Below are 26381 nucleotides of genomic sequence, written 5' to 3'. Positions count from 1 at the left end.
AGCCGTTGGCACCCCGCCGTCGAATCCCAGCTCATGCGGTCGGATATCCCGACGGTGCGCATGTGTCCTCCTGCTGAACGGCCGACACTCGGCTGATCCAGCACTCGACGCAGGTCGCGCCACCGGCACGTCCGTGTGCGGGTGGTCCGTCTGCGCCCCCCATCCTTGACCCCGGCGCCACGGCGATTTCCAGGCCGCCCAGAGCTGCCGGACACCGGATTCCCACTGCCCTTGAACGGTCTCAACACGGCACGCGCGAGACTGCCGTGACCAGGGCTTCGGAGCTCACGAACGCCACCAGCTGTCGCCTGATGGCGCGGCGGGCCAATGTTCGGTGTGCCGGAGGTCCTGCCATCAGCTGAGGCACCAGAGGTGTGGGGACCAGTACCGGTGCTGCCGGGCACCACGGACACTGGTGGGACCGACCCCGGCTCCGTGCAGATCCTTCTCTGGCTCCTGGTGCGTTCCCTCGTCCGGCCGGAGCGCGCCTGCCGGCTCCGGTGCGTCTCTCGAGCACCTTCACCGTTGCCTCCCATTGCCGTGGCCTGCTGTCGTCGGGCACGATGGCGAACCCGGCGGGTCTCGGTCGGCACGCTCGAATCGGTGCCGCCGGGCCGGGGCGGACGGATGTCTTCGATCGACGATGGAGCGCGCCATGCAGATGGGACTCGTAGGACTGGGCAAGATGGGCGGCAACATGCGACAGCGGCTGCGCCAGGCCGGGCACACCGTGGTCGGCTTCGACACCGATCCCGGGCTCTCCGACGCCGGGAGCCTCACCGACATGGTGGATCAGATCGACAGCACGCCCCGGGTCGTGTGGATCATGGTCCCGGACACGGTGGTGGACACCGTGATCGACGAGCTCGCCGGAGTGCTCGGCGAGGGCGACGTGATCATCGACGGCGGCAACTCCCGCTGGGTGCACGACGGTCCGCGGGCGCAGCGGCTGGCGGGCCGGGGCATCGAGTACCTGGACTGCGGGGTCTCCGGCGGCGTGTGGGGCATCACCCAGGGATATGCCCTCATGGTCGGCGGGGACGAGGGCACCGTGGCCAAGGTGCAGCCGATCTTCGACTCCCTCAAGCCGGCCGGTGAGTTCGGCTTCGTCCACGCCGGTGAGCACGGTGCCGGCCACTTCGCGAAGATGGTCCACAACGGCATCGAGTACGCCATCATGCAGGCCTACGCGGAGGGCTGGGAACTGCTCGAGGCCGCCGGGCACGTCCGCTCGGTCCGGGAGACCTTCAACTCCTGGCGGGAAGGGTCGGTCATCAAGTCCTGGCTGCTGGACCTGGCGGTGAACGCGCTCAACGAGGACGAGCACCTCGACCAGCTCAGGGGCTACGCCGAGGACTCGGGCGAGGGCCGATGGACGGTCGAGGCCGCCCTGGACCTCGCCGTGCCCGTGCCCAACATCTCCAACGCACTCTTCGCCCGGTTCACCTCACGGCAGGACGAGGCTCCGGCGATGAAGATGATCGCGGCGATGCGCAACCAGTTCGGCGGGCACACGGTCCGGGACGTGGACGGGAACCCGGAGCACATCGAGTCCGCCCCCGGCGAGGAGCCGGCACACCCGGCAGAGCAGTGAGCTCCCCCGTCCCACGACTCGTCCGGAAGCCCGGGAGAGCGACACCTGCCCCGGGTGGCTACGGCATCGTCGAGCGGGACCTGCTGCAGGAACTCCGGGACCGTTTCCGGGCCGTGCAGGTCCCGTGCCGGCCCCTCGAAACGGATCCGTGGCAGCGAGGTGGCATCTGTGCCACGGAGGCGTGGAGGACGTCACCCGCTTCAGCGAACCTCTGCAGCCCATGGGCCGTCCACCACGACCTTCTTCCGTGCCGGGAAGTCATCCGGACGCGGTGGAGGAACGGTATCGTCGACAATTCCACCAGCACGGCTCCACGTGTGCCCGCCACCGGCTGGGCACACGTGGAGCCTCCGGTTCGGATGGCGCTGCATCCGCTCGGCGCAAGACGTGTCATCCCGTGGAGGCCCAGTGCTCAGGCCCGGTGGACCCTGCCGGATACTCCTCCAGGGGCACCTGACCGGCCTGCCAGGCGGCTCGGATCTGATCGATGATCCGCCAGCAGTGCTCGGCGGCCTCGCCCCCGATGGACAGGGACGGGTCACGGTCCAGAAGTCCGTGGAGGACCTCTCCGTAGGGGTTCAACCGGCCGGCCCCGAACTCGGCAGTGAGACGGCCGCGGTCCAGGACGAAGGGATCGCCGGAGCCGTTCACGTTGAGCTCCAACACCATGCGGTCCGGGCCCAGGCAGATCCGCAGCACCGTGGGGGCCGGGACCCCGTCCAGGCCCACGGGCAGGTGCGGCACCTGACGGAAGGTGATGGCGATCTCGCGCCGGGCGGCGCCCAGGGCCTTGCCCGAGCGCAGCACGAACGGGACGCCGGCCCACCGCCAGGTGGTGGACTCCAGGGTCACCTCGGCCAGGGTCTCGGTCTCGCGGTCCGGGTCCACCCCGTGCTCCTCGGCGTAGGAGGGCAGGTCGCGTCCGCCGATGCTCCCGGCGGTGTAACGGGCGCGGCGACCGGCCGCCACCGCGTCCCCGGCGTAGGGGCGGACCGCGCGCAGGGCCTCGGCCTTGGCCGCGCGCAGCTCTGTGGCGTGCACCGACAGCGGAGCGTCCATGGTGACCAGCGCCATCACCTGCAGCAGGTGCGACTGGATCATGTCCACCAGCGCCCCGGCCCGGTCGTAATATCCGGCGCGGTTCTCCAGCCCCAGGGCCTCGTCGTAGACGACCTCGACCTTCGCGACGTGGTCGCGATTGAGCAGCGGCTCGAAGAGGTAGTTGGTGAAACGCAGCCCCAGGATGTTGAGCACCGTGGACTTGCCCAGGAAATGGTCGACCCGGAAGACCCGGTCCTCGCCCACCAGGGCGGTCAGGCGCCGGTTGAGCTGGGCGGCACTGGCCTGGTCGACACCGAACGGCTTCTCCAGGGCCAGCACGGTGCCGTCCGGAATCGTGATCCGGTGCAGGGCCCCGATGGCCCGAGACGTCACGGCCGGGGGTAGAGCGAAGTACACGGCCGGGATGCCCGTGGTCGATGCCAGGACCTGCTCGAGGTCCTCGCCGGACGAGGCGTCCGTGACCAGGTAATCGGCATGGGCCACGGTGTGCTCCACCGCCGGCCCGGTCGCCCCGACGCCGTCGAAAGCCTCCCGGACCACCTCGGTCCACTGCCGGCCGTCACGCGGAGCGCGGTCGGCGCCGATCAGACGGAGCCGCCGCTCGGGCTGCTCGCTGAGCAACCGGCCCAGACCGGGCAGCAGCAGCCGCGAGGTGAGGTCTCCGGTGGCGCCCAGAACAACCAGGGTGCCGATCTTCTCCGTACCGGTGGTGTCCATATCAGCACGGTACTCCTGCTGTCCCTGCCCGGGTCCGGGAGCCGCTGGTTGAATATGTGCATGAGCGATGACCGCGCCGAGACCGCCTCCACCCCGTTGGAGGACTACGCCTTGCTGTCCGACCTGCACACCGGACCCTTGGTGTCCCGTGCGGGCAGCATCGACTGGCTGTGCTTCCCGCGTTTCGACTCCCCCTCTGTCTTCGCGGCCCTGCTCGGAGGCCCGGAGGACGGACGGTGGAAGCTCTCCGCCGTGGACGGGAGGGTCCTCTCCCGCCGCTACCTGCCGCGCACCTTCGTGCTCGAGACCACCTGGGCCACTCCGACCGGGACAGCGGTGGTCACCGATTTCATGCCACCCAGCGACCGCCAGGCGGACCTGGTGCGCCAGGTGACGTGCACCCGGGGCACGGTGGCCATCGAGCACGATCTGCGGATCCGCTTCGACTACAACCGGGCCAAACCCTGGACCCGGCGGGTGGACCTGCAAGGGACCGCCCGCGAGGGGCTGCTCTCGGTCGCCGGACCCGACGCCCTGCTGCTCGCCGGGCCGCTGCTGCACCCCCACGAAGCCCAGCGCGCTGAGCCGCAGGAGGACATGGAACACCGCCACGAGGTCTCCCCGAAGGGCCACCCCGACGACTACCAGGGCGCCGTGGCCGACCGGCTGACCGGAATCTTCCGCCTGACCGCCGGCGAAACCCTGAACTGGGTGCTCACCTGGCACAAGTCCCACCGCTACCCGCCCACCCCGGTGGAACCCCAGGACGTCCGGGAACGGACGGTGGCCTACTGGCAGGACTGGTCCCAGCGGGTGGATGGCCACCACGGCCACGACGAACTGGTGCTGCGGTCCCTGATGGTGCTGCGGGCCCTGACCCACCAAGCCACCGGTGGAATCGTCGCGGCCCCCACCACCTCCCTGCCCGAACGGTTCGGTGGCGTGCGCAACTGGGACTACCGGTACACCTGGCTGCGCGATGCGGCCCTGACCATCGAAACGCTCATCGCACACGACTTCACCGACGGAGCACTGCACTGGCGCAACTGGCTGCTGCGGGCCGTGGCCGGGCACCCCGAAGACCTCCAGATCATGTACGGGATCGCCGGTGAACGTCAGCTCCCCGAGACCGCCCTGAGCCACCTGGCCGGCTACGAGGGCTCCACCCCGGTGCGGATCGGCAACGGCGCCGTGGACCAGTACCAGGCGGACGTCGTGGGGGAAGTCATGCTCGCCCTGGCCGCTCTGCGCGACGCCGGGATCGAGGAGGACGAGTACTCCTGGGGGCTGCAGAAGAACGTGCTGCGCTTCTGCGAGGACAACTTCGACCGCCCCGGCCACGGCATCTGGGAGATGCGCGGGCAACCGACGTTCTTCGTCCACGGACGCGCCATGATGTGGGCGGCGTTCGACCAAGGAGTGCGGGCCGTGGAAGAGCACAACTTCGACGGCCCGGTGGAGCGCTGGCGGGAACTCCGGGATCGGTTGCGCCAAGAGATCCTGGAGAACGGGTACAACGCCGAACTGAACTGTTTCACCCAGACCTACGACAACACCGAAGTGGACGCCTCCCTGCTCCAACTGCCGCACACGGGCTTCCTGTCCTACGACGACCCGAAGATGCTGGGCACCGTGACCCGGATCGAACAGGACCTGCTGGACGCGTCCGGGCTGCTGCACCGCTACCGCACCGAGGCCGGCCTCGACGGCCTGCCCGGGACCGAGTACCCGTTCCTGATCTGTTCCTTCTGGCTCGTGAAGCAGTACGCGCACAGCGGCCGTCACCACCAGGCGCAGGCCTTGTTGGAGCAGCTGGCCGGCTACGCCACCGACCTCGGCCTCTACGCCGAGGAATACGATCCCGCCTCCGGCCGGCTGGCCGGCAACTTCCCGCAAGCGTTCAGCCATCTCGGCTTCATTCGCGCCGTCGACGCCGTCGAGGAGGCCATCGGCAAGCAGCGACTGAACGAACGTGAAAGAAGCCCCGACGACGCCGACGACGCCGCAGGCGCACCCCGGAACGTGCTGGACCAGCGCCTCGACGGCCCCTCGAGTACGACGTAGTCGTGACCCGAGGGCTCCTCCGCACGGGTCCGTCGCCTCTGCTGACCCGGCTGGGGGCGTCCGGTCGTGCCGTAGGAGCGCGTCGTTCAGCCCGGCACCCCGATGGGACATCGCCCGATCCCAAGACCATTGCGCGGCATGTGCTGTGCCCTTGAGCAACGCCCGCGAGTTTCAGGGCCTCGAAATTCAGCAAGGCAAGCTCGTAGCGCGTTCTTCTGCCGCTGGCGTCGATCACGATCGTTTCGCATCGCCGGCGGTGCTCCCCACCGACCTTGTCCGAGGTCGTCTATGTCTTCAGCGCAGGTGTTCGTCTGGGCCACACCGTGTAGCTGATAGCCCAGATCAAGTCGATCGCGAACCAGATGCCCAGGATCGGGTAGACCCCGAGCAGTGCGTGCGTCCTGCTCGGGTCGGCGATGAGGGTCATGAGCATCCACAAAATGCCGGCGGCGATACCGACCGCGAGCCCGGTCCGGGCGGCGTCCTTCCAGGCTTCCTTCGCGTAGTCCGCTCCGTAGCGCTTGACGGGGGCAGGGCCGTGGGCGAAGCGATGGGCGAAGCGCTCATCGGCCCATGTGACCATCTTGTGCCCGTAGGCGATCGAGACCCCGAGATAGAGGGCGGCCAGCCCGTGGAAGAAACTGGCGGAGCCTCCGGCCTGGAGGTGGAAGATCACCGCGGTGAGCAGTACCAGGTCCACCACCGGCGTCATGGCCAGCAGCACGATGCCGATACGTGGTCGCCGCAGAACGTAGCGGGCGAGCAGGCCGAGGAGGACGAAAAGCCAGAAACCGATCTCGCACGCGATGATGATCATCAGGATCAAGTCCACGGTCCACTCCAGTGGTAGCACGACTGTGTCAACAAAAAGTGACAGTAGCACGGTCGTGCTAATTTGTGGCGCATGCCTCGAAAGATCGACCACGACCAACGCAAGACGCAGCTGGCGGAGGCGGTCTGGCGCGTCGTAGTGGAGCGCGGCATCGGAGCGGTGTCGGTGCGTGTTGTCGCCGAGGAGGCCGGTGTGGCGGTCGGGTCCCTCCGGCATGTGTTCCCTACGCGGGCGGAGCTGCTGAAATTCTCCGCCGAGCTCATGGTGCAACGGGCCTCGGACCGCATCGTCGCCCTTCCCTCCTCCGGTGACGCGCAGCAGTACGCGCTCGACGTTCTCATGCAGTTGCTGCCGTTGGATCCGCACAGCAGGGCGGAGCTGGAGGTCAACATCGCGCTCGTCGCCGAGGCTCCCGCACTGCCGGAACTGGTGACGATCAGGAACCACGCCTACCAACAGCTGGGCGAGGGCTGCACCCGGCTCGTCGAACTGCTCACAGGACGGCCGCGCGACGAGCACATCCTCCATCAGGCACGCCGCCTGCACGCGCTCATCGACGGACTGGCGCTCCACCTGTTGATGCAGTTCCCCTCGGAGGACAGCGTCTGGGCGATCGAGATCCTGCGCGAGGAGCTTGCGCGCACCGTTTCAGAGACATCAGGTTGATCCGCCCACGAGATGGCACTGCTGGGCGCTTCTGTTCAGACCCGCGGGGGCAGAGCGGGGCGCGGCGATACAGCTGACCAGTGGTCCCCCTGGGACTGCCGCACCGGCAGAGTGGCTCAGCGACGGCGGTTCAGGGCGTTCTTCTTCAGCAGCGCGAAGAAGCGTCCCATGGTGGCGGCGCCGACGGCGACCTCCCCGAGGTGGATCAGACAGGAGTTCCTGCTGCAACGCGGCAGGTCACGTGGTCGAGCGACCCGAAGGATCCCCGTTCGCTCAGCAGTCGAAGACCTGCCAGCAGATGTCGTTGCGCAATCGCTGGTCCTCGAGCACGAGTTGGCGAATGCCTTCCGGCAGTTGCCCGCGCTGCCACCGGCATTCTGCTCGGCCGGCGGCCTCGGCCTCACCGTCCACGGTGGCGGCTCGTGCGGCCTTGATCGCATAGGCGGCCGCGCCGAGCTCATGGGCGGCCACGTGCGCCACCGCGCCGGCCTGCCCAGCGGCGTAGGCGGCGTGCCGGGCTGCTCCGCGTTTGTCCCGGGCCGCCCCCATGGCGTGGCCTCCGGCCGCCCGGGACTCCATCATCGTGAGCTCCCCGCGCACCCAGGCGCGGACATGGTCGATGGCTGCGCGCGGACGCAGGTCGCCCGGGTGCGCCGACTCGAAGAGGGGCAGGACGTGCTCAGCGCAGGATGCCGCCCAGAGCGCCAGCAGGTGGTGGTCGGTGTCCGTCAAGGTGCCACCGCGGCGGATGGTCACGAGACGGGGGTCGCGGACCTTCGGGAGGATCATGGTCGGCAGCTCCACAGAGACGGGTGTGGACGAAAGACCTACGGTCGCGCTCGCTCCAGTTTATGTCCGGCTCCGCAGCCGCCGTTCTCGTCAGCTCTCCCCATGGGTGCGGACGGACACGAGGGGCCCGGCCTGGCTACGTTGAGCCCACGAGGATCGGGAGAGGCGAGATGACACCGCGGAGCTGCCGGCACCACTGGTCGCTGCGGTGGTGCCCTGGCCGGCGCGCTCGTGGTCATGGGGTTGGTGATCGCCGTTCACGTCGTCCCTGCCCGGGGTAGCGGGGAGACAGGGCGGGGTACTGGTTGCCGCACACGGTCGTGGGAGTCGTCGGCGCCTTGGCCTTCGCCCTGGTGCTGCACCACGAGCACCGCACGCATCGCCGCGGGGGACCGTGAGGGACCGGCCCGGTTGCCGGTGGCGAGGTACCGCCCCCGGCTCTACCGGCTGCCCATCGACGGCACCCAGCCCCCACGACGACTCCGGGCCCACGCCCGGACCCAGCACGCAGGCCTGGCCGACCGGCAACAACCCGACACCCCCACCGACCCCAACAACGCCCGTCACTGCAGTGTCGTGGACGCGGCGGTCGATCGGAGCCTTCCCGGTCGCCGTCACGAGACCCACCACGGAATTCGCACCGCGGTATCGGGCATGAGGACCCGATCAGGAAGGGCACGGATCGTCGGGCGCTCCCATCCGCCGGCGACCTGGCGTGGACTTGTCGGCAGGAACGCAGGAGAGGCCAACCATGGAACCGTGGAACAGAGCGATGGCCCACATCGAGCAGCAGCTCGCCGAGGGCGCCGCGCACCGGGGCACCGGTGCGATCGACGTCGCCGCCCTGGCACGGATCACCCTGACCTGGCAGTACCACTTCCGGCGGATGTTCTCGGTCCTGACGGGCATGCCCGTCTCGGAGTACGTTCGGCGCCGGCGCATGACCATTGCAGCCTCGTCCGTGCTCGCCGGTGAAGAACCGCTGCAGGACATCGCCGTGCGCCTCGGCTATGGCTCGGCCGACGCCTTCAGCAGAGCCTTCCGTGCCGTGCACGGAGCAGGCCCGGCGGACGCCCGACGCTCGGGTGCGGTGCTGCGGTCCCAACCTCGGCTGCGTTCCTCCCTCTCCGTAGAAGGAACACGCCCCATGGAATACCGGCTCCAGGACGAGGCAGCATTCACCCTCCTCGGGCGACGGCGCAGGATGCCGCTGGTCCACCACGGCCCGAACCCGTCGATGGAGCGATTCCGCGACGAGCTGGGCCCGGACGTGCTCAAAGACAGTGGTTCCCGGCCGACCCCTACGAACCGCTGGCAGAACCCGAGCTCCTAGCCACCGTCCTCGACCAGCGCGGGCGCCCGGACCACGCCGAACTGTGGCTGGCGATCCCACCCCTGGACTGACTCCTGCGGCCTTCGCCATTCCCCACGGTGCAGATCTCATGATGCAGACGCGGGCAAGCGCCGGCTCCAGGGTGCCGTCGAGGGCTGGAAGCCGGCGATCGTGTCACCTGGAGGTGGTCTCCTGGCGGCTCTCGAGGAACCGGATGGCCAGTCGCACCCGAATGTCGATGCCGAGTTCGGTGACGATGCGCCCGCCGTGGGTCTTGACGGTCGGTGCGGACAGGTACAGGTCCTGGGCGATCCGGGTGTTGGACAGGTCTCGGGCGACCCCCTCGGCGACCTCGTGCTCGCGGTAGCCGAGCCCGGCCAGCCGATCCGGGGCGACGTCACGAGCTCCGCTGGACATGTCGAACAGGCGGCGATCCGGGGAACATCCGGTGAGGTCATCAGGGACCCGGCCGCGGCCTCCTACTCTCGAAGAGCACCCCGCACCAGACAGGACCTCAGAACAGGAACTCGCATCGTGAGCACCTCATCAGCGGATCAGCACCGGGATGTCATCCACCGGTGGGTGGCCTCCTTCAACGCCCACGACGCCGTGGGCGTCGCCGCCCTCTACGGGCAGGACGCCAGTGTCGTGCATCCCGCCTACCGGCAACCGCTGCGGGGGCGTAAACCCGTCCAGGACGACACCCGGGCCTACATGGTCGCCCTGCCCAATGTGAGCGCGGAGCTGAACCGCGTCGTCGTCGATCAGGACTGCGCGGCGGCGCAGGTGACGGTTCGTGGGGTGCATGCCGGGCTGCTGGTCCTGGCCACCGGGACGCGACCGCCGACCGGGCGCCCGTTGGAGTTCACGGTGGCGTTGTTCTGTCGTTTCGGGCCCGAGGGCGAGATCGTGGAGGAACACCGGTACTACGACGTGGATGACATCCGGGGCCAGCTCGGCGATGCAGAGCATCGACGATAGGCGCCCCCTTCCCGAGTTCGCCGTCAACCTACCCCGCTCCGTGGCCGGCACGGATCCTTCGTGGTCCTTGCCGGTGAGAGGAGACCGAACTGCAACAGGCGGCCGGGATCCGAGGCGGTCGCTCAGGGCGCCGGCCGTGGATCCGGTTCAGTCGGTGCGGATCAGGCACCACGCGCGGTCGAATCGACGGGCCTGCAGGTCGGAGCCGCGCATCCAGACCTCGAGGCTGCCGGCGTCGCCGAACCACCCCGACAGGGCCGTCCAGCTCTCCAGGTCCAGGACCAGGCGGTGCTCGTCACCGGCAGCGCTCAGCGGCAGCACGTTGTGCAGCAGGGCCCGGGCATGGATCTCCCCGTGCTGGCTGTGCCCGTAGACGTGGCTGACCAAGGTCGGATGGCCCCGTGTGGAGCCGGTGCGCTGGGCCAGCCACGCCCGTCGTACCGCCTTTTCCACGGCCCGGGCGGTCTCGAATTCCTCCTCCGCCCCACCGGCGGCATCGGCGGCCGGGGGCAGGGTGAACCCGGGCAGGGCCAGCACCACCTGGCACGCCGCCGAGGGCGTGTCGACCCCTTTTGATGGCTGTACCAGCTCGGTGCGCGCAGGGTCCGCCACCCAGCGCACCACCCAGGCGCCGCTGTCCTGATCGGTGGCGTCCGAGCCGAAGGTGCGCAGATCATGGAAGACCTCCAGCACCCCGACGGTAGGAAGCCCTTCCCGCAGTCCGGGCCACACGGCCTTGCCCTGGTCATCGAGCACCCCGGCAAGATCGGCCAGATGCAGGGTGAGCACGTGCGCCAGGGCGGTGCCATCGACCGTGCGCGGCCACCCGTCCAGGGGTGCTGCGGCGGGACCGCCCAGCCAGCTGACCCATCCGCCGGTGCCCCAGAGCTCGCGCAGCTCCTCGTCGCCGGGGGCGAAGGACTGGTCGCTGAGCACCGGCGAGAACGCCACCTGCTCCAGCAGTCGGCCGGCCCCGGGTGGGCCGGCCTGCAACCAGGACTGGATCCGTCCCCACGGCCCGTGCAGCGGAGCCTCGACGGTGACGGGCTGCTCGCTCATCAAGTCCTCTCGCGCAGGAGCTCTGCTGCCGAAGCTCTCCGGAAGTGCGACCATAACTCCTCGCGCACCGGGAACACCTGCACGACCCTGCGTGGCGGACACCGCGCGCACCAGAGGAGCTTCCAGCGCAGCTCGTCGCCAATTGCAGCGGAAGCACATGGCGCCGACGTCGTCGGAGCCCGAGCGGGAACCCCAACGGCGACACAGTGCGTGCCTGCGCCGCCCCGGCCAGGGCTGGGCCGATGGAATGCACGGACGAGTGCCGCACGAGTCTCATGAGGGTCTCCTACCTCTTCCGCCCACGCCGTTCGGCGCCCTGGCCCATGCCCCCGTGCCCGTTGGCCATCAGCGGAGTGATCACTACCGTGAAGACATGGACGGAGACGACGCACTGCCTCGCACCGAATCGACATCCGCGGCGACTCCCGCGACCCGAGACCGTGGCTCCGGGCGGAGCGAGGCGCTGATCCTGGCCAGCTGGACGCTCATCGGCGGCTTCTTCATGACCGCGCTCCTCCATCTGGGCGCCGACCTGTGGGGCGGGGCCCGTGGCCCTGTCGTCTTCGGGGCACTCATCGTGCTGGTCATGCTGGGCAACTTCACTCGCGCACGCGCCCGCACGACACGCCCCCGGCACTTCGGACTGGCAGAAGCAGTGGCCGCCCTGTGGCTGGGCATGGGCGGTGGCATCGCCGCTCAGGCCCTCGGCAACGACAGCGGCAACGGGGGTGCCCTTGGGCACCGCGGTGATCGCGGCTGCTGTGCTCACCGCCCCGCTGTTCGCCTGCTCGGTGTGGCTGGCCGCACGAGGCCGGTGAACGGCGGTCGTCCGGTCCGATGACCCTGCCACCGCTGCCCTGCTCGTTGCCCTCCGCCGCCGCACATCAGCACCCAGTCCATCACGGGATGTGCGTTCAGGAACTCCCCCGTCGTGAGGTGCCCACAACGACAGGACGGCATCTCCTGAATGCGCGGTGCGGGACGTCAGCACCTTCCGACCCACGTGCCGGGGCGGGTCTGCCTCCGGCAATCGCGCGGCACACCGGCAAGCTCTGCTGAACCCGGCACGGGACAGATTGATGCGTACTCGGTCACATCCTCTCGGGTGCGGAAACGCCGAGGAGGTCGAGGCCGTTGGCCAGGACCTGCTGCGTGGCGTTGTTCAGCCACAGGCGCGAGCGGTGCACGTCCTCGACCGGAGCGTCTCCCAGGGGAGCGACCCGGCAGGCGTCATACCAACGGTGGTAGGTGCCGGCGATGACCTCGAGGTGCCGGGCGACGCGGTGTGGTTCCCGGAAGGCCGCCGACTGGGCGACCACGCCGGGGAACTGCCCGAGCGCGGCCAGCAGGTCACTCTCCGTGGGATGGCTCAGCGACGCGGCGTCGAAGCTGCTGGTGTCCACTCCGGCCGACACCGCATTGCGGGCGACGGCGTGGGTCCTGGCATGCGCATACTGGACGTAGAACACCGGGTTCTCGTTGGTGTTCTTCTGCAGCAGCTGCGGATCGATGGACATCGCCGAGTCCGCCGAGGACCGGCCCAGCGAGTATCGCAACGCATCTTTGCCCAGCCAGGTCAACAGATCCCGCAGCTCGATGATGTTCCCCGCCCTCTTCGACAGGCGGGCTCCGTTCACGGACACCGTCTGGCCGATGAGCACCTGGATGTTCTGCTCCATGTCGTCCCCGGCGCAGGCGGCAATGGCTTTCAACCGGCCGATGTAGCCGTGGTGGTCGGCACCCAGCAGATAGATCTTCTCGGGGAACCCGCGGTCCTTCTTCGACAGGTAGTACGCAGCGTCCGAGGCGAAGTACGTGGGCTCACCGTTGGCCCGGATGAGGACCCGGTCCTTGTCGTCGCCGAAGTCGGTGGTGCGCAGCCAGACGGCACCATCGAGGTCGAAGACGTGTCCCTGCTCCCGCAGGCGGTCAACCGCCTGCCCCACGGCTCCGCCCTCGTGCAGGGCCGACTCGGAGAAGAACACGTCGAAGTGCACGCCGAAGTCGGCCAGGGTTTCCTTGATGTCCGCCATCTGCGCTCCATAGGCGAGCCCGCGGACGATCGGCAACGCCTCGTCGTCATCCATGTCCGCCACCTCCGGCCGGGCAGTGAGAGCAAGGCGGCCGAGATCGGCGATGTACTCGCCGGGATAGCCGCCGTCCGGGATCGGTCGGCCCTTGATGGTGGCCAGGACGGAGGCGGCGAAGGTGTTCATCTGTGTTCCGGCGTCGTTGATGTAGTACTCGGCCGTCACCGCCGCACCGCTGGCGCGCAGGACACGCGCGATCGAGTCGCCCAGTGCGGCCCAGCGCGTGTGGGCCAGATGCAGCGGCCCGGTGGGATTGGCCGAGACGAACTCCATGTTGATGGTGTGGCCCGCGAGGGCGTCGTTCGTGCCGTAGGCAGGCCCTGCCTCGACGATGGTGCGGGCGAGCTCGCCCACCGCGCCGGCGTCCAGGGTGATGTTGAGGAAGCCCGGGCCGGCGACGTCGACGCTCTTGACGCCGTCGATGCCGTCCAGGCGCCCGCTGAGCATCTGGGCGAACCCGCGCGGATTCATCCCCGCCTTCTTGCCCAGTTGCAGGGCGATGTTCGTGGCCCAGTCACCGTGCTCCCGGTTCTTCGGTCGCTCCACACGCACCTCCGCGGGGAGGTCGACGTCGAAGTCACCGGCCTCGACGGCGGCCTGCAGACACGCGGAAATGGCGGCGGACAGCTCTTCTGGATTCACCCGTGAAGCATAACGCCGCAGTGCGGAGCGCCCTGGTCTTCCTGACATGGTCGTTGCCGGTGCGCGACGGCGACATGCACCACGTCCGGAACATCGTTGCGGCACATGGACCAAGAGGTGCTCGCACCCGATGACCAGCAGCTGCGCGCCGACGCCGAGAGCCTCGGCGCTCCCGCCGCATATCGGCTGGGGCCCCCAAGGCCGGCCACTTCGCCCAGCGGACGAGGATGCGGACCCAACCCGCCCTACTCGGAGATCCCGTCGAACTGCCACAGCAACGCCTTCCGTGCGCTGAACGAGTACCGCTGGAGGTCCAGCTGCTGGTCCGCTGGCCTGACCGGAACGTGCTGCCCGACGACACCGCAAGGACGGATCCCCACGGGGTCACTCACACGCGGTTCTCGGCGTCCACCGGGGAACCTCTACCGCAGCACAGTCCGCCGCGGGTGGGCCATGTGCGAAGCGGCACCGGTGCGTTCGGCGCTTCTGACACCTGTCCGACAACAGTTCGGGAGCCAAGCGGGGCGGTTGGCAGGGCCCGGACGACAAGCGCTGTTCAGGGTCCGCCGGCTTCTGGCGGCGTCGCTGCCGGGCGCCCCATCCTGGGGCCTCAGCAGCGAGGCGGAGGGACGTTTCTGTCTTGGGCGATCGCGGTCGCTGCGGTGCGGACCTCGTCGCGGTCGACGAACGGCACTCGGCTCCCCTGCGGACCGATCTCCATCCACTGCTCGTGTCCTCTGCCGTTGAGCACGACCGTGTCGTGTGGGCCCGTGGTCTGGAGGGCGAACCGGATGGCCTCCCGACGTGTTGCCAGCTCGTGGACCTCGGGCACGGGCAGCCCGGCTGAGCGCCGTGCGGCGACGGCCTGCCGGACTCCGCGCACCACGGCGGCGCGGATGGCGGCCGGGTCCTCTGTGCGGGGATTGTCGTCGGTCACCAGGACCACGTCGGCACCGGACTCCACCGCTGCCGTTCCGGCGGGTTCCCGTTTCGTGGGGTCGCGGTCCCCGCCGGAGCTGGCCGTGACCACCAGGCGCCCCGGCGTGCGGGTGCGCAGCGCGGCCGCGGAGGCGAGGAGGGCTTCCGGGGTGTGGGCGAAGTCGACGATGACGGTCGGCCACCCCGGCCCCAGGGCGATGTACTCCATCCGGCCCGGCACGCTCACCGGCCCGTCGAGAGCATCCGTCACCTCCTCGGGCGGAATCCCGAGCTCGAGCAGCATGAGGGCGGCCACCGCGGTGTTGGTCCGGTTGTGCTCTCCCGGCAGCGCAGTGCGCATCCGGAGAACTCCGGCGGGGCCGCGCAGGCAGAACCTGTCCTGGCCCGGCTCTCCTTCGAGGTGCCACTGCGCGTCCAACACTGGGTCATTGGCCAGGCTCACCACGGGCACTCCACGGCGGCCGGCCAGATCGCGGAGACGGCGGCCGTGGTCGTCGTCGACCACCACCACTGCCCGGGAGGTGAACCCGGACGTGAACAGACGCGCCTTGGCGGCGAAGTAGGAGTCCATGTCCCCGTGGTAGTCCAGGTGCTCGTGGGACAGGTTGGTGAAGGCGACCACGTCGTAGTGGACGCCGTCCACCCGGTGCTGGTCCAGGGCGTGGCTGCTGACCTCCATGACGCAGGCGTCATTGCCCGCCTCCCGCATGTCCGTCAGCAGCTGCTGCAACTGCGGGGCCGAGGGGGTGGTGACCGCGCTGGGGCGGCGCTGCTCCCCCACCACGGTCTCCGGGGTGCTCAGCAGACCAGGTCTCCGGCCCAGGCGGATCAGAGCCGCCTCGAGCAGGTAGGCGGTGGTGGTCTTCCCGTTGGTGCCGGTGACTCCCAGCATCGTCAGCTGTGCGGCCGGGTCGCCCTGCAACCGGGCCGCCACCGGGCCCAGCGCAGCCCGCGGATCGTCGACAACCACCACTGGGACTCCCGGTGCTTGTCCCAGGATCTGCGCACCACGGACGTCGGTGAGGACGCCGACCGCCCCGGCCCCGACGGCAGACCCGGCGTACCGGGCACCGTGCTCACGAACCCCTTGCAGCGCCACGAACAGGTCGCCCGGAATCGCCTCGCGGTGCTCCTCCACCGCACGGTGCACCATCAGATCCCCCGGGCGAGCATCACCGGCGAGCGTTCCACCGACATCGGCTACCAGAGCGGCGAGAAGCACCGGTCGGGGCGCGGACTGCCCGCCCCGCAGTCGCTCAGAGAATTGCACCGTCCCAGCATATCCACGTCCGAGAAACCATCAGCACACGCATGATTCCGCGCAAGACCGCCGATCGGGCACCCCACCGCGAGTGCGGCGGACAAACGCCCGCCGGTGGTTGCCCCCCCCCCCGGCCAGCCCCGGGGGTGTGCCGCCAAGGGCGGGGCTGCGGGCGTCGGTGCTCTCCCCCCCCAGACTCCGTAGCCAGAAGGGGTTCGACTCGGCTCCGGAAGGGTTGCGGTCTGCGACCATGACCGGAACCGGTGAAAGGAACAACAACCGTGGTGAATCTCTTCTTCGACGGCTGGGCACCGCTCGGCCGGATCCTGCTGGTGGGCACCCTGGCCTATCTGGCACTGGTGCTCCTGCTGCGGGCCTCCGGAAAACGGACCCTCGCGCAGATGAGCAGCTTCGACTTCGTGATCACCGTGGCCATCGGCGCCACCTTCGGGCGCATCCTCACCGCCCGCAGCGTTCCGCTGCTCGAGGCTGTCACCGCCTTCACGCTGCTGGTCACCCTGCAGTACCTCGTGTCCTCCCTGCAGATCCGCTCCCGCCGGTTCTCCCGGGCGATCACCGCCGAACCCACTCTGCTGCTCCATCGAGGACAGGTGCTGCACCAGGCACTACGCCGTGAACGGCTCACCGAAAAGGAGCTGGAAGGAGCCGTGCGCAAGCACGGGCTGGGATCCCTCACCGAAGCGACCGCCGTGGTCCTGGAAGCCGACGGCAGCCTGTCGGTGATCAGTCCCGGCAACACCGGCGACAGCGCGATCCTGCCCGCCACCGATCATGGCTGACCCCTCGTGGACAGCCCTGTGCCGTTGCACGGACAGAATCGCACGGTGCCGGCTCCTCGTTGAGGTGCCGTGGTGTGCTGAGAACCTGACCGATGCCGGCTGCGGTGATCGCGATGAAACCCACCCACTGGGCGATGGTGATGGCGGTCCCGTAGACGATGAGGTCCACCACCACCGCGGCCGCCGGGTACACGAAGGCCAGCACCCCGATCGTGGCGGTGCTCAAACGGGGGTATGCGGTGTAGATGATCAAGTACATCACCGCCGTGTTCACCAGCCCCAGCACCACCAGGTGCACCCAACCGGTTGCACTGACGTGGTGCGGGGTCACGACCAGGGACGGGGAGGTGATGACGGCCCCGGCGATGAGCTGGATCGTGATGATCACCAGCGGGCTCGGCGCCGGCCGGGCCCGGCCCTGCTGGGCCCGGACCACGACGATGGAGCCCGCGTAGACGGTCGCCGCCACCAGAGTCAGGCCCACCCCCAGCACCAGCGCGCCCGCCTCCCGCCCGGCCGCGGTCCAGGGCTGGGCCACGCACACGATGCCGACGAACCCCAGACCGGCCCAGCCCAGGGTGGCCCGGTGGAAGCGCTCGTGCAGGAACAGCGCCCCGAGACCGAGCAGGATGAAGGGCTCGACGTGGAAGATGACCGTGGCCACCCCGATCGAGAGGTACTCGTACGCGGTGAACATCAGCGCCCAGTTGGCGATCAGCAACACCCCGCTGCCGGCCAGCACGATCCCGGACCTGGACCGCGCCGTCGCATGGAACTCCTTGCGTGTGCCCGGCCGCGCCCCGATCACCGCGAGCAGTCCGCACGCACCGATCACGCAGCGCCAGAACACCACCACCAGTGGTGGGGCCCCGGATTCGACCACGAAGTAGCCGATGGTCCCGGACATCACCATGCCTGCACACAGCAGGGCCACGGCGGACGAGGAGCGGTGATCAGGTGCCCGGTCGAGGAACATGCCTCCATGCTTGGCCACCCCCCGCCTGTACGACCAGCAAAAGGTGCACCAGGGTATGTGTAAGCATTGCTTCATGTTCGATCGAGAGCTCCTGCGCTCCCTCCGGGCGGTGGTGGAACTGGGCACCGTCACGGCTGCCGCCGAGCACCTGCGCTACACCCCCTCGGCGGTCTCCCAGCAACTGGCTCGGCTGCACCGGGAGACCGGGATCGAACTGCTGGTGCGCCGGGGCCGGTACCTGCGGCCGACCCCGGCGGCCCGGATCCTCGCCGCCGCGGCCACCGAGATGGACACCGTCGACGCCCGCACCCGGGCCCGGCTGGAGGAACTGCAGGGGACACCGGCCGGGCGGGTCACCATGGCGGGGTTCCCCACCGCCTGCCGGGGCCTCGTCGCCCCGCTGGTCGCCCACCTCGCCGCGCATCACCCCGGGATCTCGCTGGTGGTGCACGAGTCCTATCCCGAGGACGGGGTGGACAAGACTCTGCACGGGGAGGTGGACCTGGCCGTGGTGCACGAGTGGGAACAGCTCCCGCTCACCATTCCGGCAGTGTTGAGCACGGCCGTGCTGGGCGTCGACGAGGTCGACCTCATCGTGCCCTCCGGTCACCCGGCCACCCGGTGGGAGACCGTCACGGTGGCCGATCTGCCCGGGGAACGGTGGATCACCGACACCACCGGCATCTACGCCCGCTGGCTCCAGCAGTCCCTGGAAGCCGCCCGTGTCCCATACGAGATGGCCGGGCTGGTCAACGAGCACGAAACCCAGATCCAGCTCACCGCCCACCACCTGGGACTCAGCCTGGTACCCCGGCTCGGGCGCCCCCCGCTGCCCGAGGGGGTGGAAGCCGTCGCGTTGAGCGACCGCGTGCCCCGACGCCGACTGCTGCGCGTAGAGCGCGAGGACACCATCGACCGTCCCGCCCTCACACTCGTGCGCCAGGCCCTGGACCGACAAGCCCACAGCATCCTCGAGGCGATGAGCCCCGACTCGCCCTGAGGACTGCACGACAGCCCACATCGGCACCCCAACCGCACCACTCGGCGGGTGGACCGGTGTCCACCCGAGGACGGTTCCGGCAGAGCACAGCCGTGCCCGGACCGAGCAGCATGCCGGTCAGCACGGCCATCGGCGCGACACGCTCGCCGCGCCACGGCTCTATCTCTTCACTCCGTGTACACATCGGGTGTATAGATGGGGACATGAACAACGCGCTGACCCTGCTGGGGCTGCTGCGGCGGGAGCCCAGCTACGGGTACGACCTCAAGCATTCCTACGACCGGTACTTCGGATCGCAGAAACCGCTGGCCTTCGGCCAGGTGTACTCCACCCTGGCCCGGATGATCCGCGACGAGCTGATCCGGGCGCTTGGCGAGGAGCCGGGGGCGGGACCGGACCGGAAGAAGTACGAGATCACCGACACCGGACGCGCCAGGGTCCAGCAGTGGCTGTTCACCCCCGAGGTGCCCGCTCCCACGCTGCAGAGCGAGCTGTTCGCCAAGACCGTGGTCGCCCTGCTCGTCGACGACGACGCTCAACGCCTGCTGGACGCGCAGCGCGCCGAGCACATGACCCGGATGCGTGAGCTGACCCGCCTCAAGCGCGAGGGGGATCTGCTGCAGGTGCTGATGTGCGACCACGGGATCTTCCACATCGAGGCCGACCTGCGCTGGATCGAGCTCACCGGCGCCCGCCTGAACCAGCTGAAGAAGGAGCTGTTGACCGCATGAACCCCACCCCTCCCTCTGTCCCCGCAGACTCTGCCGTTCCGCCCTCCCCGGCCGCCCTGCTGTCGGTGCGCCAGGTGCACAAGAGCTTCGGGACCACCCCGGCCCTGCGGGGGATCGACCTGGACGTGGCTCCCGGGGAGGTGCTGGCCGTGATGGGGCCCTCCGGGTCGGGCAAGTCCACGCTCCTGCACTGCATGGCCGGGGTGCTGCCCACGGACCGGGGCACCGTGACCTACACCCGACCGGGCGCCGGGACGGCACCCATGGTGCTCAGTGCTCTGGACGAGGCGGCGCGCTCCGGAGTGCGTCTGCGCGAATTCGGGTTCGTCTTCCAGTACGGGCAGCTGCTGCCCGAGCTCAGCGCGGTGGACAACGTCACCATCCCGCTGCTGCTGGCCGGCACCCGGCGCCGAGCCGCGAGGTCGGCAGCCACCGAACTGTTGGGGCGGCTGGGCCTGACGGGACAGGGCGAGAAGCATCCCGGGGAGCTCTCCGGGGGCCAGGCCCAGCGGGTGGCGATCGCCCGAGCCATGGTGGGCGCACCGGCGGTGCTGTTCGCCGACGAGCCCACCGGGTCCCTGGACTCCCTGGCCTCGGAGACCGTGCTGGACCTGATGCTCGAGCTGGTGCGCGAGACCGGGACGACGGTGGTGATGATCACCCACGACCCGCGCACGGCCGCCTACGCCGACCGGGAGGTCATCGTGCGGGACGGCACGATCACCACCGGTCAGGCCGTGCTCGCTCCCACGGGCGGGACCGACCGAGGGGCCGCGGCATGAACCCGGTGACCGCCCGGCTCACTGTGGCCGGGGCACGTTCCTCGGCGGGGCGGCTGGCCGGCATCGCCGGCGGGGTGGCGATCGGGGTGTGCCTGATCCTGCTGCTGTGGGGGGCTGCCGAGGGGCTGTCCGATCGTGATCAACGGGCGGCCTGGCTGCGCGCCCAGGGCGGTTCGGCCGTGACCGTCGCCCTGGACGCCGATGGTGAAGTGGTCGGTGAGCCCGAGCCGGTCCCGCTGACCGCGGACGCCGTCCTGCTCGGCCGCTCCGATGACGTCTTCCGGGACCGGCTCATCCAGCGCCGCGACATCGCCGCCACCGAGGACTCCACCGTGGCGATCCCCGGCATCGCCGCAGCCCCGGAACCGGGGACGTACTACGCCTCTCCTGCGCTGCGATCACTGATCGAGGCGACCCCGGCCGATCAGCTCGGGGACCGCTACGGCACCTACGCGGGCACCATCGACAACACGGCCCTGGCCGGACCGGACTCTCTGGTGGTGATCACCGGAGCCACCGAGGAACAGCTCCGCCGCGGAGAGACGGCCTCTCTGGTCACCGACTTCACCGCCGACCCCTACGGGGACAAAGCCGCCACCTACCGCATCCTGATGGCCCTGGGCGGGATCGCAGTGCTCTTCCCGGTCCTGCTGCTGATCAGCACCAGCACCCGGCTGGGCGCAGCCCAGCGGGCTGAGCGCTTCGCGGTCCTGCGGCTGATCGGGGCGAGCCCCCGGACGGTGGCCGGCGTGGCCGCCGCGGAGACGGCGGTGCCCGCTCTGCTCGGGGCGGTGGCCGGAGCCGTCGCCGCGTCCCTCCTGCACCCGGTCGCGGCCCAGGTGCCGGTCGGTGAGAGCAGGCTCTACGTCCAGGACCTGGCCGCCGGCCCGGGCGTGAGCGCGGCCGTGGTGGTGGTCGTCGTGCTCGCCTCCACCGCGGCCGCCGCCTGGGGCACCGCCCGGGCCGGGATCGGGCCCCTGGGGCCTGCCCGTGCCCGCCCGGAGACCATTCCCGGAGCGTGGCGGTCACTGCCCCTGCTCGCCGGGCTGGCGGCCATGACGACCGCCCTCGTACTGACGCGGACCCAGGGCGCTCCTCGCGACGGCGTGCTGCAGCTGCTGCTGGTCGGTGGGTTCGCCCTCACCACGGTGGGCCTGGTCCTCGTGGGCCCCTGGCTGACGGTCCTGGTGAGCCGGGCGGGGGCGGTCCGGGCCTCCAGCGCGGCCGCGGTGATCGCCGCGGGCCGGATCCGCTACACCCCGGTCGCCACGTTCCGCGCGGTCTCGGGGCTGGTCCTGGCCGTGTTCCTCGTCTCCGTCTTCGCCGGTGCCTCCAGTGCGGTGGAACAGGACGAGGTGCCTCCGGCACGGGCCGGGACGGTGCAGCCCAGCCTCGTCTACGCCTATCTGGACCCCGGGAGCGAACCGGCACGCGCGCGCGAGGTCGCCGCCGAAGCCCGGACCCTCCCCGGTGCCTCCTCCGCCGCGGTACTCTACGACCGCCCCACCGCCGCCTCCGAGGCCTATGACAGCAACGTCTACGTCGCCACCGATGACCTTCCGGGACTGGGCTTCCAGGACACAGTCACGGGGCCGGTGGCCGTCTTCGACGCCGCCTTCTTCAACCCCTGGACCGTGGATCCCGTCGGGGTGGAAACCGCCCCGCTGCAGGACATGGAGTCCCTGGAGCTGTTCGCCGTGGTGATCAACACCGACGGCACTCCGGAGGCCCTCGACCGGGCCCGGACCACCGTGACCGCCTCCGGCATCACCACCACCCCGGCCATGTCCCGCACCTACCTCGACGTCGCGGGAACCACCCGCCTCGTCCACAGCCTCTCGGTGCTGGCCCACCTGGGCACATTCGTGGCGGTGAGCATCGCCGGGATCTCCCTGGCCGTGTCCACCGGTGCGGCCGTCATCGACCGGAAACGCGCCTTGGGCCTGATGCGACTGATGGGCATGCCCCTCTCCGCCCTGCGCGGAGTCATCGTGCGCGAGGCAGCCGTACCGCTGCTATCGGTGCTGCTGCTCTCCGCCGGACTGGGATTCCTCGTCGCCTGGATCATCGTCACCGGCCTCGGCGACCCCTACACCATGAGCTGGCCTGGACCGACCTACTTCGCCACCCTCGGGCTGAGCTTGGCCCTGGCACTTGCCGCCGTGCTCACGACCTTCCGACTGCTGCGCACCCACACCTCCGCCACCGCCACCCGCTTCGAATAGGCGCTCCTCCTGCACCGTGGCTTTCGTGGGCAGTCGCCACCGCCGCGGCGAAGGCCACCGGGATCACCATCCACTCGGGTGCGTTGATCGGGCACCGGCTGTTCATCGACCACGGCAGCGAGTTCGTCATCGGGCGGACCAGCGTGATCGGCGACGACGTGACCATCGATCAAAGGGCGAGTTGTGTCGGCGACGGCTCCCCGGGCCGGCGCCACGCCCTCGTCGGGAACGGGACGCTCATCGGATCCGGGGCCAAGGTGATCGGTCCGGTCCCCCTCGGGGCCGGGGCGAAGATCGGCGCCGGCGCGGTGGTGAACCATGACGTTGAGGCCGGCACCACGGTCGTGGGCATCAATGAGGAATGAGCCCGCTTCGAGCCCCTGTCGCAATGGGGACCGAGGAGAACGATGCCACGAGGTCATGTGCGGGGCGTGGGCATCAGCCGGACCCGCACGGCCGCACCGGCGCAGAGGATGACGGCCAGGCCCCCGACGATGGTGGTGGGCGTGAGGTGCTCGCCCAGCAGCAGCCCGGCCCAGAGGATGCTCAGCACCGGTTGGGCGAGCTGGATCTGGCTGACCTGGGCCATGGGACCCAGCCCCAGGCCGCGGTACCAGGCGACGAAGCCCAGGAACATGCTGATCACCCCGAGGTAGGCGAAGGCCGCCCACTGCACCGGGGTGCCCGCCGGGGCCCGCTGGAGCACCGAGGCCAGGGTCAGGACCGCCATCACCGGGAAGGCGAGCACCAGGGCCCAGGAGATGGTCTGCCAGGCGCCGAGCTCGCGGGCCAGCAACCCGCCCTCGGCGTAGCCCAGGGCGGCGGCGGCGACCGCGCCCAGGAGCAGCACGTCGGCCGCGTGCAACTGCCCGAGGGTGCCCGAGGAGGCGGAGGCGAAGACGATCGCCACTGCCGCTCCGATCCCGGTGATCACCCAGAACACCCTGGCGGGGCGCTCACGGGTGCGCAGCACGGCCATCACCGCCGTGGCGGCCGGCAGCAGGGCGATCACTACCGCACCATGGCTGGCCGGGGTGGTGGTCAGGGCGTAGGAGGTCAACAGCGGGAAGCCGGCCACGACCCCGCCGGCGACCACGGCCAGCCGCGCCCACTGGGACCCGCGCGGGAGCCGTTGGCGACTCAGCACCAGCGCGGCGGCGGCCAGCACCGCGGCCACGACCGACCGGGCCGCACCGATGAACAACGGGTCCAGGCCCTCGACCGCCACCCGGGTGAACGGCACCGTGAAGGAGAACGCGGTGACACCCAGCAACCCCCACCACACCCCCGTGACGGGTCGAGTGAATATCGGTTCGGGCGAGCGTCTAGTAGCGCTACTCTTGTCTCTCATGAACAACGATAACAGTGCTCGGATTGTCGAAGGCCTCCGGGCATGGATCGCCGGGGCGGTCCCGGGGGCGCGGCTGCCCTCAACCCGGGCCCTGGTGGCCCAGTACCAGGCCAGCCCGGTCACCGTGCAGAAAGCGCTGCGGGCCCTGGCCACCCAGGGGGTGGTGGAGACCCGGCCCGGGGTCGGGACCTTCGTGCGCGCGGTGCGTGCTGCCCGCCCGGCCGACTACAGCTGGCAGACCGGGGCGATGCGTGCCCCCCAGGCATCGGCCCGGTCGGTGTCCACCGCCCTGCGCAGCACCCCCAACGATGTCATTGCCTTCCACTCCGGTTACCCCGACCGGGAGCTGTTGCCGGAACGGCTGGTGCGGACCGCGCTGAGCCGGGCCGCACGCACGGAAGCGGCCCTGTCCCGCCCACCGGTCGCCGGTCTGCCCGAATTGCAGTCCTGGTTCGCCCATGAACTGCGCACGACCACCCCTGACGGGGTCAGCCCGCCCACACCCCGTGACGTGATCGTGCTCCCGGGCACCCAGAGCGGGCTGAGCTCGATCTTCCGCGCCCTGGCCGGAGCTGGGCAACCGGTGCTGCTGGAATCGCCCACCTACTGGGGCGCCATCCAGGCCGCCGCCCAGGCCGGGGTGCGGATCGTGCCAGTCCCCACCGGCCCCACCGGGCCCGACCCGGCCGAGCTCGCCCGCGCCTTCGCCGAGACCGGCGCCCGGGTCTTCTACGCCCAACCCCACTACGCCAATCCCACCGGAGCCCAGTGGTCACCGACCCTGGGCGAGCAGGTGCTGGATGTGGTGACCGAGCACGGGGCCTTCCTCATCGAGGACGACTGGGCCCACGACTTCGGCATCACCACCACCCCGGCCCCCTTGGCCGCCGGAGAGGACTCCGGGCACGTCGTCTATCTGCGCTCCTTGACCAAGAGCGTCTCCCCCGCCATCCGCGTCGGAGCGGTCATCGCCCGCGGCCCCGCCCACGAGCGCATCCTCGCCGACCGGGCCGCCGAATCCATCTACGTCTCCGGACTGCTCCAGGCCGCTGCCCTGGACATCGTCACCCACCCTGGGTGGCAGACCCACCTGCGAGCACTGCGCCACCAGCTCCAGGGGCGCCGGGACCTGCTGCTGACCAGCCTCGCCGAGCACGCCCCCCACGCCCACATCGAACACGTGCCCACCGGAGGGCTGAATCTCTGGGCGCGCCTGCCCGACGACACCGACCTCCCCCGGCTGATCCGCGACTGCGACGCGGGCGGAGTCGTCATCGCCGCCGGCACCGAATGGTTCCCCGCCGAACCCACTGGCCCCTACATCCGGCTCAACTACGCCGGCCCCAACCCCGCAGCCTTCCCCGACGGGGCCCGCCTCCTCGGCCAGGCCATCGACCAATCACGGTTGAGAGAACCCTGAGGGCAAGGTCGGGACTGCCCCGTCTTTCCTCGACTCTCGGGGTTGACGGTTTTCAGGCGGCTGCGAGGCCGTGATCAATGGTTCTAGGTGCGACCGGCGTGAGGCGAGCGAGACGGCGTTGCCGGCGGTGGTAGGTGTTCTCGATCCAGGTCACGATCGCCAGACGCATCTCCTCTCAGGTTTCGCAGCGCTGCCGGCCCAGGACGTTCTTCTGGAGCAGAGCGAAGAACGACTGCATGGCGGCATTGTCCGCGCACGCCCCGACCCTGCCCATGGATCCCACGAGATCGTGCTGGGCGAGCTCGTGCACGAACTTCCGGGCTCGAAATTGCCTGCCGCGATCGCTGTGGGCCACGCAGCCGGCCACCGTGCCGCGGCGAGCCACCGCGTTGCGCAGGGCCGTGACCGCCAAGGACGCCTTGACGCGGGAGTCGATGGAGTACCCGACGATCCGGTTGGAGTAGACGTCCTTGATCATGCACAGATAGAGCTTGCCCTCGTCGGTGCGGTGCTCCGTGAGATCGGTGAGCCCCAGCCGGTTCAAGGCGACAGCGCTGAAGTCGCGCTCCACCAGTTAGGCGTTGAACGCCGCGGCCCGTCGCAGAATCTCGTTCTCCTGCTCCGGCCGCCGGTCGCGCCGCCGCAGCGCCCGCAACTTCTCCGCCTGCGCAGTGGTCACGCCGGGGCGCACGCCGTCGTCGACGTCGGCCTTGCGCAGCCCGTTGTGGATCGAGGATGAGGAGATCCCGACGTCCCGGGCGGTCTGGGACAGCGGGGCCTCGTGCTTGCGGGCCACCGCCACCACGTCGCGGCGGGACTCCTCGGGGTAGAGCTTGGGCACGGTCCCATCCTCACTGTGAGGAGAGATCCTCGCAGCTCAGGAGTCAGGTGAACCGGGGGCAGTCCCATATGTAGAGCGGAGGGCGTCGAGCTGCCCATGTACCCGTTGTTCCCGATCTGACCATCAACTGCCCATCGCTCCGGGGCTGAGGTCATGGCGGTTCCCGCGCCCTGAACACCTGCGAGGGCCCGTCCACCGCCAGGCCCGGCAGGTGATGCCGGATGTT

General features: G+C 70.0%; 22 protein-coding genes and 1 pseudogene. 13 read left to right on the top strand and 10 right to left on the bottom strand.

Annotation, left to right across the window (positions count from 1 at the left end; all coding sequences use genetic code 11):
- Nucleotides 1-655: 655 nt before the first annotated feature.
- Nucleotides 656-1594 (top strand): phosphogluconate dehydrogenase (NAD(+)-dependent, decarboxylating), encoded by a 939-nt coding sequence (gnd, locus tag PU704_RS10700; RefSeq protein WP_277551332.1) that lies wholly within the window; start codon nucleotides 656-658, stop codon nucleotides 1592-1594.
- A 390-nt stretch (nucleotides 1595-1984) separates the two neighbouring features.
- Here gnd and PU704_RS10695 read toward each other — a convergent pair whose 3' ends face one another.
- Nucleotides 1985-3373 (bottom strand): glucose-6-phosphate dehydrogenase, encoded by a 1389-nt coding sequence (locus PU704_RS10695; RefSeq protein WP_277551331.1) that lies wholly within the window; start codon nucleotides 3371-3373, stop codon nucleotides 1985-1987.
- A 60-nt stretch (nucleotides 3374-3433) separates the two neighbouring features.
- On the opposite strand from PU704_RS10695, the gene PU704_RS10690 reads away from it, so the two are divergent.
- The gene (locus PU704_RS10690) at nucleotides 3434-5437 is read left to right on the top strand and encodes a glycoside hydrolase family 15 protein (RefSeq protein ID WP_277551330.1); all 2004 of its coding nucleotides are present in this window, start codon (nucleotides 3434-3436) and stop codon (nucleotides 5435-5437) included.
- Nucleotides 5438-5723: 286 nt separating this feature from the next.
- Here PU704_RS10690 and PU704_RS10685 read toward each other — a convergent pair whose 3' ends face one another.
- Nucleotides 5724-6269: a hypothetical protein gene (locus PU704_RS10685; RefSeq protein WP_338130228.1), complete on the bottom strand. Its 546-nt coding sequence runs from the start codon at nucleotides 6267-6269 to the stop codon at nucleotides 5724-5726.
- 72 nt (nucleotides 6270-6341) lie between these two features.
- Between PU704_RS10685 and PU704_RS10680 the strand changes: the two genes are divergently transcribed.
- Nucleotides 6342-6935, top strand: coding sequence for a TetR/AcrR family transcriptional regulator (locus tag PU704_RS10680; RefSeq protein WP_277551329.1), 594 nt, complete (start codon nucleotides 6342-6344; stop codon nucleotides 6933-6935).
- A 273-nt stretch (nucleotides 6936-7208) separates the two neighbouring features.
- Here the strand turns inward: PU704_RS10680 and PU704_RS10675 are convergent, their stop codons facing one another.
- On the bottom strand, nucleotides 7209-7724 hold the full coding sequence (locus PU704_RS10675; RefSeq protein WP_277551328.1) for a putative immunity protein: 516 nt from the start codon (nucleotides 7722-7724) through the stop codon (nucleotides 7209-7211).
- A 751-nt stretch (nucleotides 7725-8475) separates the two neighbouring features.
- Between PU704_RS10675 and PU704_RS10670 the strand changes: the two genes are divergently transcribed.
- A complete protein-coding gene (locus PU704_RS10670; protein ID WP_277551327.1) occupies nucleotides 8476-9057 on the top strand; it encodes a helix-turn-helix transcriptional regulator in 582 nt (193 codons plus the stop codon).
- A 174-nt stretch (nucleotides 9058-9231) separates the two neighbouring features.
- Here PU704_RS10670 and PU704_RS10665 read toward each other — a convergent pair whose 3' ends face one another.
- A complete protein-coding gene (locus PU704_RS10665; RefSeq protein ID WP_277551326.1) occupies nucleotides 9232-9474 on the bottom strand; it encodes a LuxR C-terminal-related transcriptional regulator in 243 nt (80 codons plus the stop codon).
- Nucleotides 9475-9591: 117 nt separating this feature from the next.
- Here PU704_RS10665 and PU704_RS10660 point away from each other — a divergent pair, with 117 nt between their 5' ends.
- Entirely contained in the window at nucleotides 9592-10038 is a 447-nt protein-coding gene (locus PU704_RS10660; RefSeq protein WP_277551325.1) for a nuclear transport factor 2 family protein, read from the top strand.
- A gap of 147 nt (nucleotides 10039-10185) precedes the next feature.
- On the opposite strand, the gene PU704_RS10655 is transcribed toward PU704_RS10660, so the two are convergent.
- Nucleotides 10186-11097, bottom strand: coding sequence for a DUF1963 domain-containing protein (locus PU704_RS10655; protein WP_277551324.1), 912 nt, complete (start codon nucleotides 11095-11097; stop codon nucleotides 10186-10188).
- Between the two features lie 373 nt (nucleotides 11098-11470).
- Between PU704_RS10655 and PU704_RS10650 the strand changes: the two genes are divergently transcribed.
- The gene (locus tag PU704_RS10650; RefSeq protein ID WP_277551323.1) at nucleotides 11471-11938 is read left to right on the top strand and encodes a hypothetical protein; all 468 of its coding nucleotides are present in this window, start codon (nucleotides 11471-11473) and stop codon (nucleotides 11936-11938) included.
- A gap of 250 nt (nucleotides 11939-12188) precedes the next feature.
- Here the strand turns inward: PU704_RS10650 and argS are convergent, their stop codons facing one another.
- Together argS and PU704_RS10640 are read right to left on the bottom strand one after the other, a co-directional pair.
- On the bottom strand, nucleotides 12189-13829 hold the full coding sequence (gene argS / locus PU704_RS10645; RefSeq protein ID WP_277551322.1) for an arginine--tRNA ligase: 1641 nt from the start codon (nucleotides 13827-13829) through the stop codon (nucleotides 12189-12191).
- A gap of 610 nt (nucleotides 13830-14439) precedes the next feature.
- Nucleotides 14440-15921 (bottom strand): Mur ligase family protein, encoded by a 1482-nt coding sequence (locus tag PU704_RS10640; RefSeq protein ID WP_277551321.1) that lies wholly within the window; start codon nucleotides 15919-15921, stop codon nucleotides 14440-14442.
- Nucleotides 15922-16310: 389 nt separating this feature from the next.
- Here PU704_RS10640 and PU704_RS10635 point away from each other — a divergent pair, with 389 nt between their 5' ends.
- Entirely contained in the window at nucleotides 16311-16829 is a 519-nt protein-coding gene (locus tag PU704_RS10635) for a DUF421 domain-containing protein (RefSeq protein WP_277551320.1), read from the top strand.
- Here PU704_RS10635 and PU704_RS10630 read toward each other — a convergent pair.
- A complete protein-coding gene (locus tag PU704_RS10630; protein WP_277551319.1) occupies nucleotides 16774-17805 on the bottom strand; it encodes a DMT family transporter in 1032 nt (343 codons plus the stop codon). The genes PU704_RS10635 and PU704_RS10630 overlap by 56 nt on opposite strands.
- A gap of 73 nt (nucleotides 17806-17878) precedes the next feature.
- On the opposite strand from PU704_RS10630, the gene PU704_RS10625 reads away from it, so the two are divergent.
- The 5 genes from PU704_RS10625 (at nucleotide 17879) to PU704_RS10605 (ending at nucleotide 22908) form a co-directional block, all read left to right on the top strand.
- A complete protein-coding gene (locus tag PU704_RS10625; protein WP_277551318.1) occupies nucleotides 17879-18805 on the top strand; it encodes a LysR family transcriptional regulator in 927 nt (308 codons plus the stop codon).
- Nucleotides 18806-19008: 203 nt separating this feature from the next.
- On the top strand, nucleotides 19009-19536 hold the full coding sequence (locus PU704_RS10620; RefSeq protein ID WP_047803409.1) for a PadR family transcriptional regulator: 528 nt from the start codon (nucleotides 19009-19011) through the stop codon (nucleotides 19534-19536).
- Nucleotides 19533-20318, top strand: a complete 786-nt coding sequence (locus tag PU704_RS10615; RefSeq protein WP_277551317.1) for an ABC transporter ATP-binding protein — start codon at nucleotides 19533-19535, stop codon at nucleotides 20316-20318. The genes PU704_RS10620 and PU704_RS10615 overlap by 4 nt, the downstream gene beginning before the upstream one ends.
- Complete coding sequence (locus PU704_RS10610) at nucleotides 20315-22543, top strand: FtsX-like permease family protein (RefSeq protein ID WP_277551316.1); 2229 nt, start codon at nucleotides 20315-20317, stop codon at nucleotides 22541-22543. The genes PU704_RS10615 and PU704_RS10610 overlap by 4 nt, the downstream gene beginning before the upstream one ends.
- An 83-nt stretch (nucleotides 22544-22626) precedes the next feature.
- Nucleotides 22627-22908, top strand: coding sequence for an LbetaH domain-containing protein (locus PU704_RS10605; protein WP_277551315.1), 282 nt, complete (start codon nucleotides 22627-22629; stop codon nucleotides 22906-22908).
- Nucleotides 22909-22961: 53 nt separating this feature from the next.
- On the opposite strand, the gene PU704_RS10600 is transcribed toward PU704_RS10605, so the two are convergent.
- Complete coding sequence (locus PU704_RS10600) at nucleotides 22962-23894, bottom strand: DMT family transporter (protein ID WP_277551314.1); 933 nt, start codon at nucleotides 23892-23894, stop codon at nucleotides 22962-22964.
- Between PU704_RS10600 and PU704_RS10595 the strand changes: the two genes are divergently transcribed.
- Nucleotides 23893-25314, top strand: a complete 1422-nt coding sequence (locus PU704_RS10595; RefSeq protein WP_277551313.1) for an aminotransferase-like domain-containing protein — start codon at nucleotides 23893-23895, stop codon at nucleotides 25312-25314. The genes PU704_RS10600 and PU704_RS10595 overlap by 2 nt on opposite strands.
- A 52-nt stretch (nucleotides 25315-25366) precedes the next feature.
- On the opposite strand, the pseudogene PU704_RS10590 reads toward PU704_RS10595, so the two are convergent.
- Nucleotides 25367-26155 (bottom strand): annotated as a pseudogene (locus PU704_RS10590) (IS3 family transposase).
- Between the last annotated feature and the right edge of the window lie 226 nt (nucleotides 26156-26381).

This window comes from Kocuria oceani (assembly GCF_029524215.1).
Classification (GTDB): Bacteria; Actinomycetota; Actinomycetes; order Actinomycetales; family Micrococcaceae; genus Kocuria; species Kocuria oceani.
This window is presented reverse-complemented; position numbering and strand designations above follow the sequence as displayed.

Excerpts from the sequence above, each read along its gene's own strand:
- gnd (WP_277551332.1), top strand. The coding sequence starts at position 656 with ATGCAGATGGGACTCGTAGGACTGGGCAAGATGGGCGGCAACATGCGA.
- PU704_RS10695 (WP_277551331.1), bottom strand. The coding sequence starts at position 3,373 with ATGGACACCACCGGTACGGAGAAGATCGGCACCCTGGTTGTTCTGGGC.
- PU704_RS10690 (WP_277551330.1), top strand. The coding sequence starts at position 3,434 with ATGAGCGATGACCGCGCCGAGACCGCCTCCACCCCGTTGGAGGACTAC.
- PU704_RS10680 (WP_277551329.1), top strand. The coding sequence starts at position 6,342 with ATGCCTCGAAAGATCGACCACGACCAACGCAAGACGCAGCTGGCGGAG.
- PU704_RS10675 (WP_277551328.1), bottom strand. The coding sequence starts at position 7,724 with ATGATCCTCCCGAAGGTCCGCGACCCCCGTCTCGTGACCATCCGCCGC.
- PU704_RS10670 (WP_277551327.1), top strand. The coding sequence starts at position 8,476 with ATGGAACCGTGGAACAGAGCGATGGCCCACATCGAGCAGCAGCTCGCC.
- PU704_RS10665 (WP_277551326.1), bottom strand. The coding sequence starts at position 9,474 with ATGTCCAGCGGAGCTCGTGACGTCGCCCCGGATCGGCTGGCCGGGCTC.
- PU704_RS10655 (WP_277551324.1), bottom strand. The coding sequence starts at position 11,097 with ATGAGCGAGCAGCCCGTCACCGTCGAGGCTCCGCTGCACGGGCCGTGG.
- PU704_RS10650 (WP_277551323.1), top strand. The coding sequence starts at position 11,471 with ATGGACGGAGACGACGCACTGCCTCGCACCGAATCGACATCCGCGGCG.
- PU704_RS10640 (WP_277551321.1), bottom strand. The coding sequence starts at position 15,921 with ATGGTGCACCGTGCGGTGGAGGAGCACCGCGAGGCGATTCCGGGCGAC.
- PU704_RS10630 (WP_277551319.1), bottom strand. The coding sequence starts at position 17,805 with ATGTTCCTCGACCGGGCACCTGATCACCGCTCCTCGTCCGCCGTGGCC.
- PU704_RS10625 (WP_277551318.1), top strand. The coding sequence starts at position 17,879 with ATGTTCGATCGAGAGCTCCTGCGCTCCCTCCGGGCGGTGGTGGAACTG.
- PU704_RS10620 (WP_047803409.1), top strand. The coding sequence starts at position 19,009 with ATGAACAACGCGCTGACCCTGCTGGGGCTGCTGCGGCGGGAGCCCAGC.
- PU704_RS10615 (WP_277551317.1), top strand. The coding sequence starts at position 19,533 with ATGAACCCCACCCCTCCCTCTGTCCCCGCAGACTCTGCCGTTCCGCCC.
- PU704_RS10610 (WP_277551316.1), top strand. The coding sequence starts at position 20,315 with ATGAACCCGGTGACCGCCCGGCTCACTGTGGCCGGGGCACGTTCCTCG.
- PU704_RS10595 (WP_277551313.1), top strand. The coding sequence starts at position 23,893 with ATGAACAACGATAACAGTGCTCGGATTGTCGAAGGCCTCCGGGCATGG.
- PU704_RS10600 (WP_277551314.1), bottom strand. The coding sequence starts at position 23,894 with ATGAGAGACAAGAGTAGCGCTACTAGACGCTCGCCCGAACCGATATTC.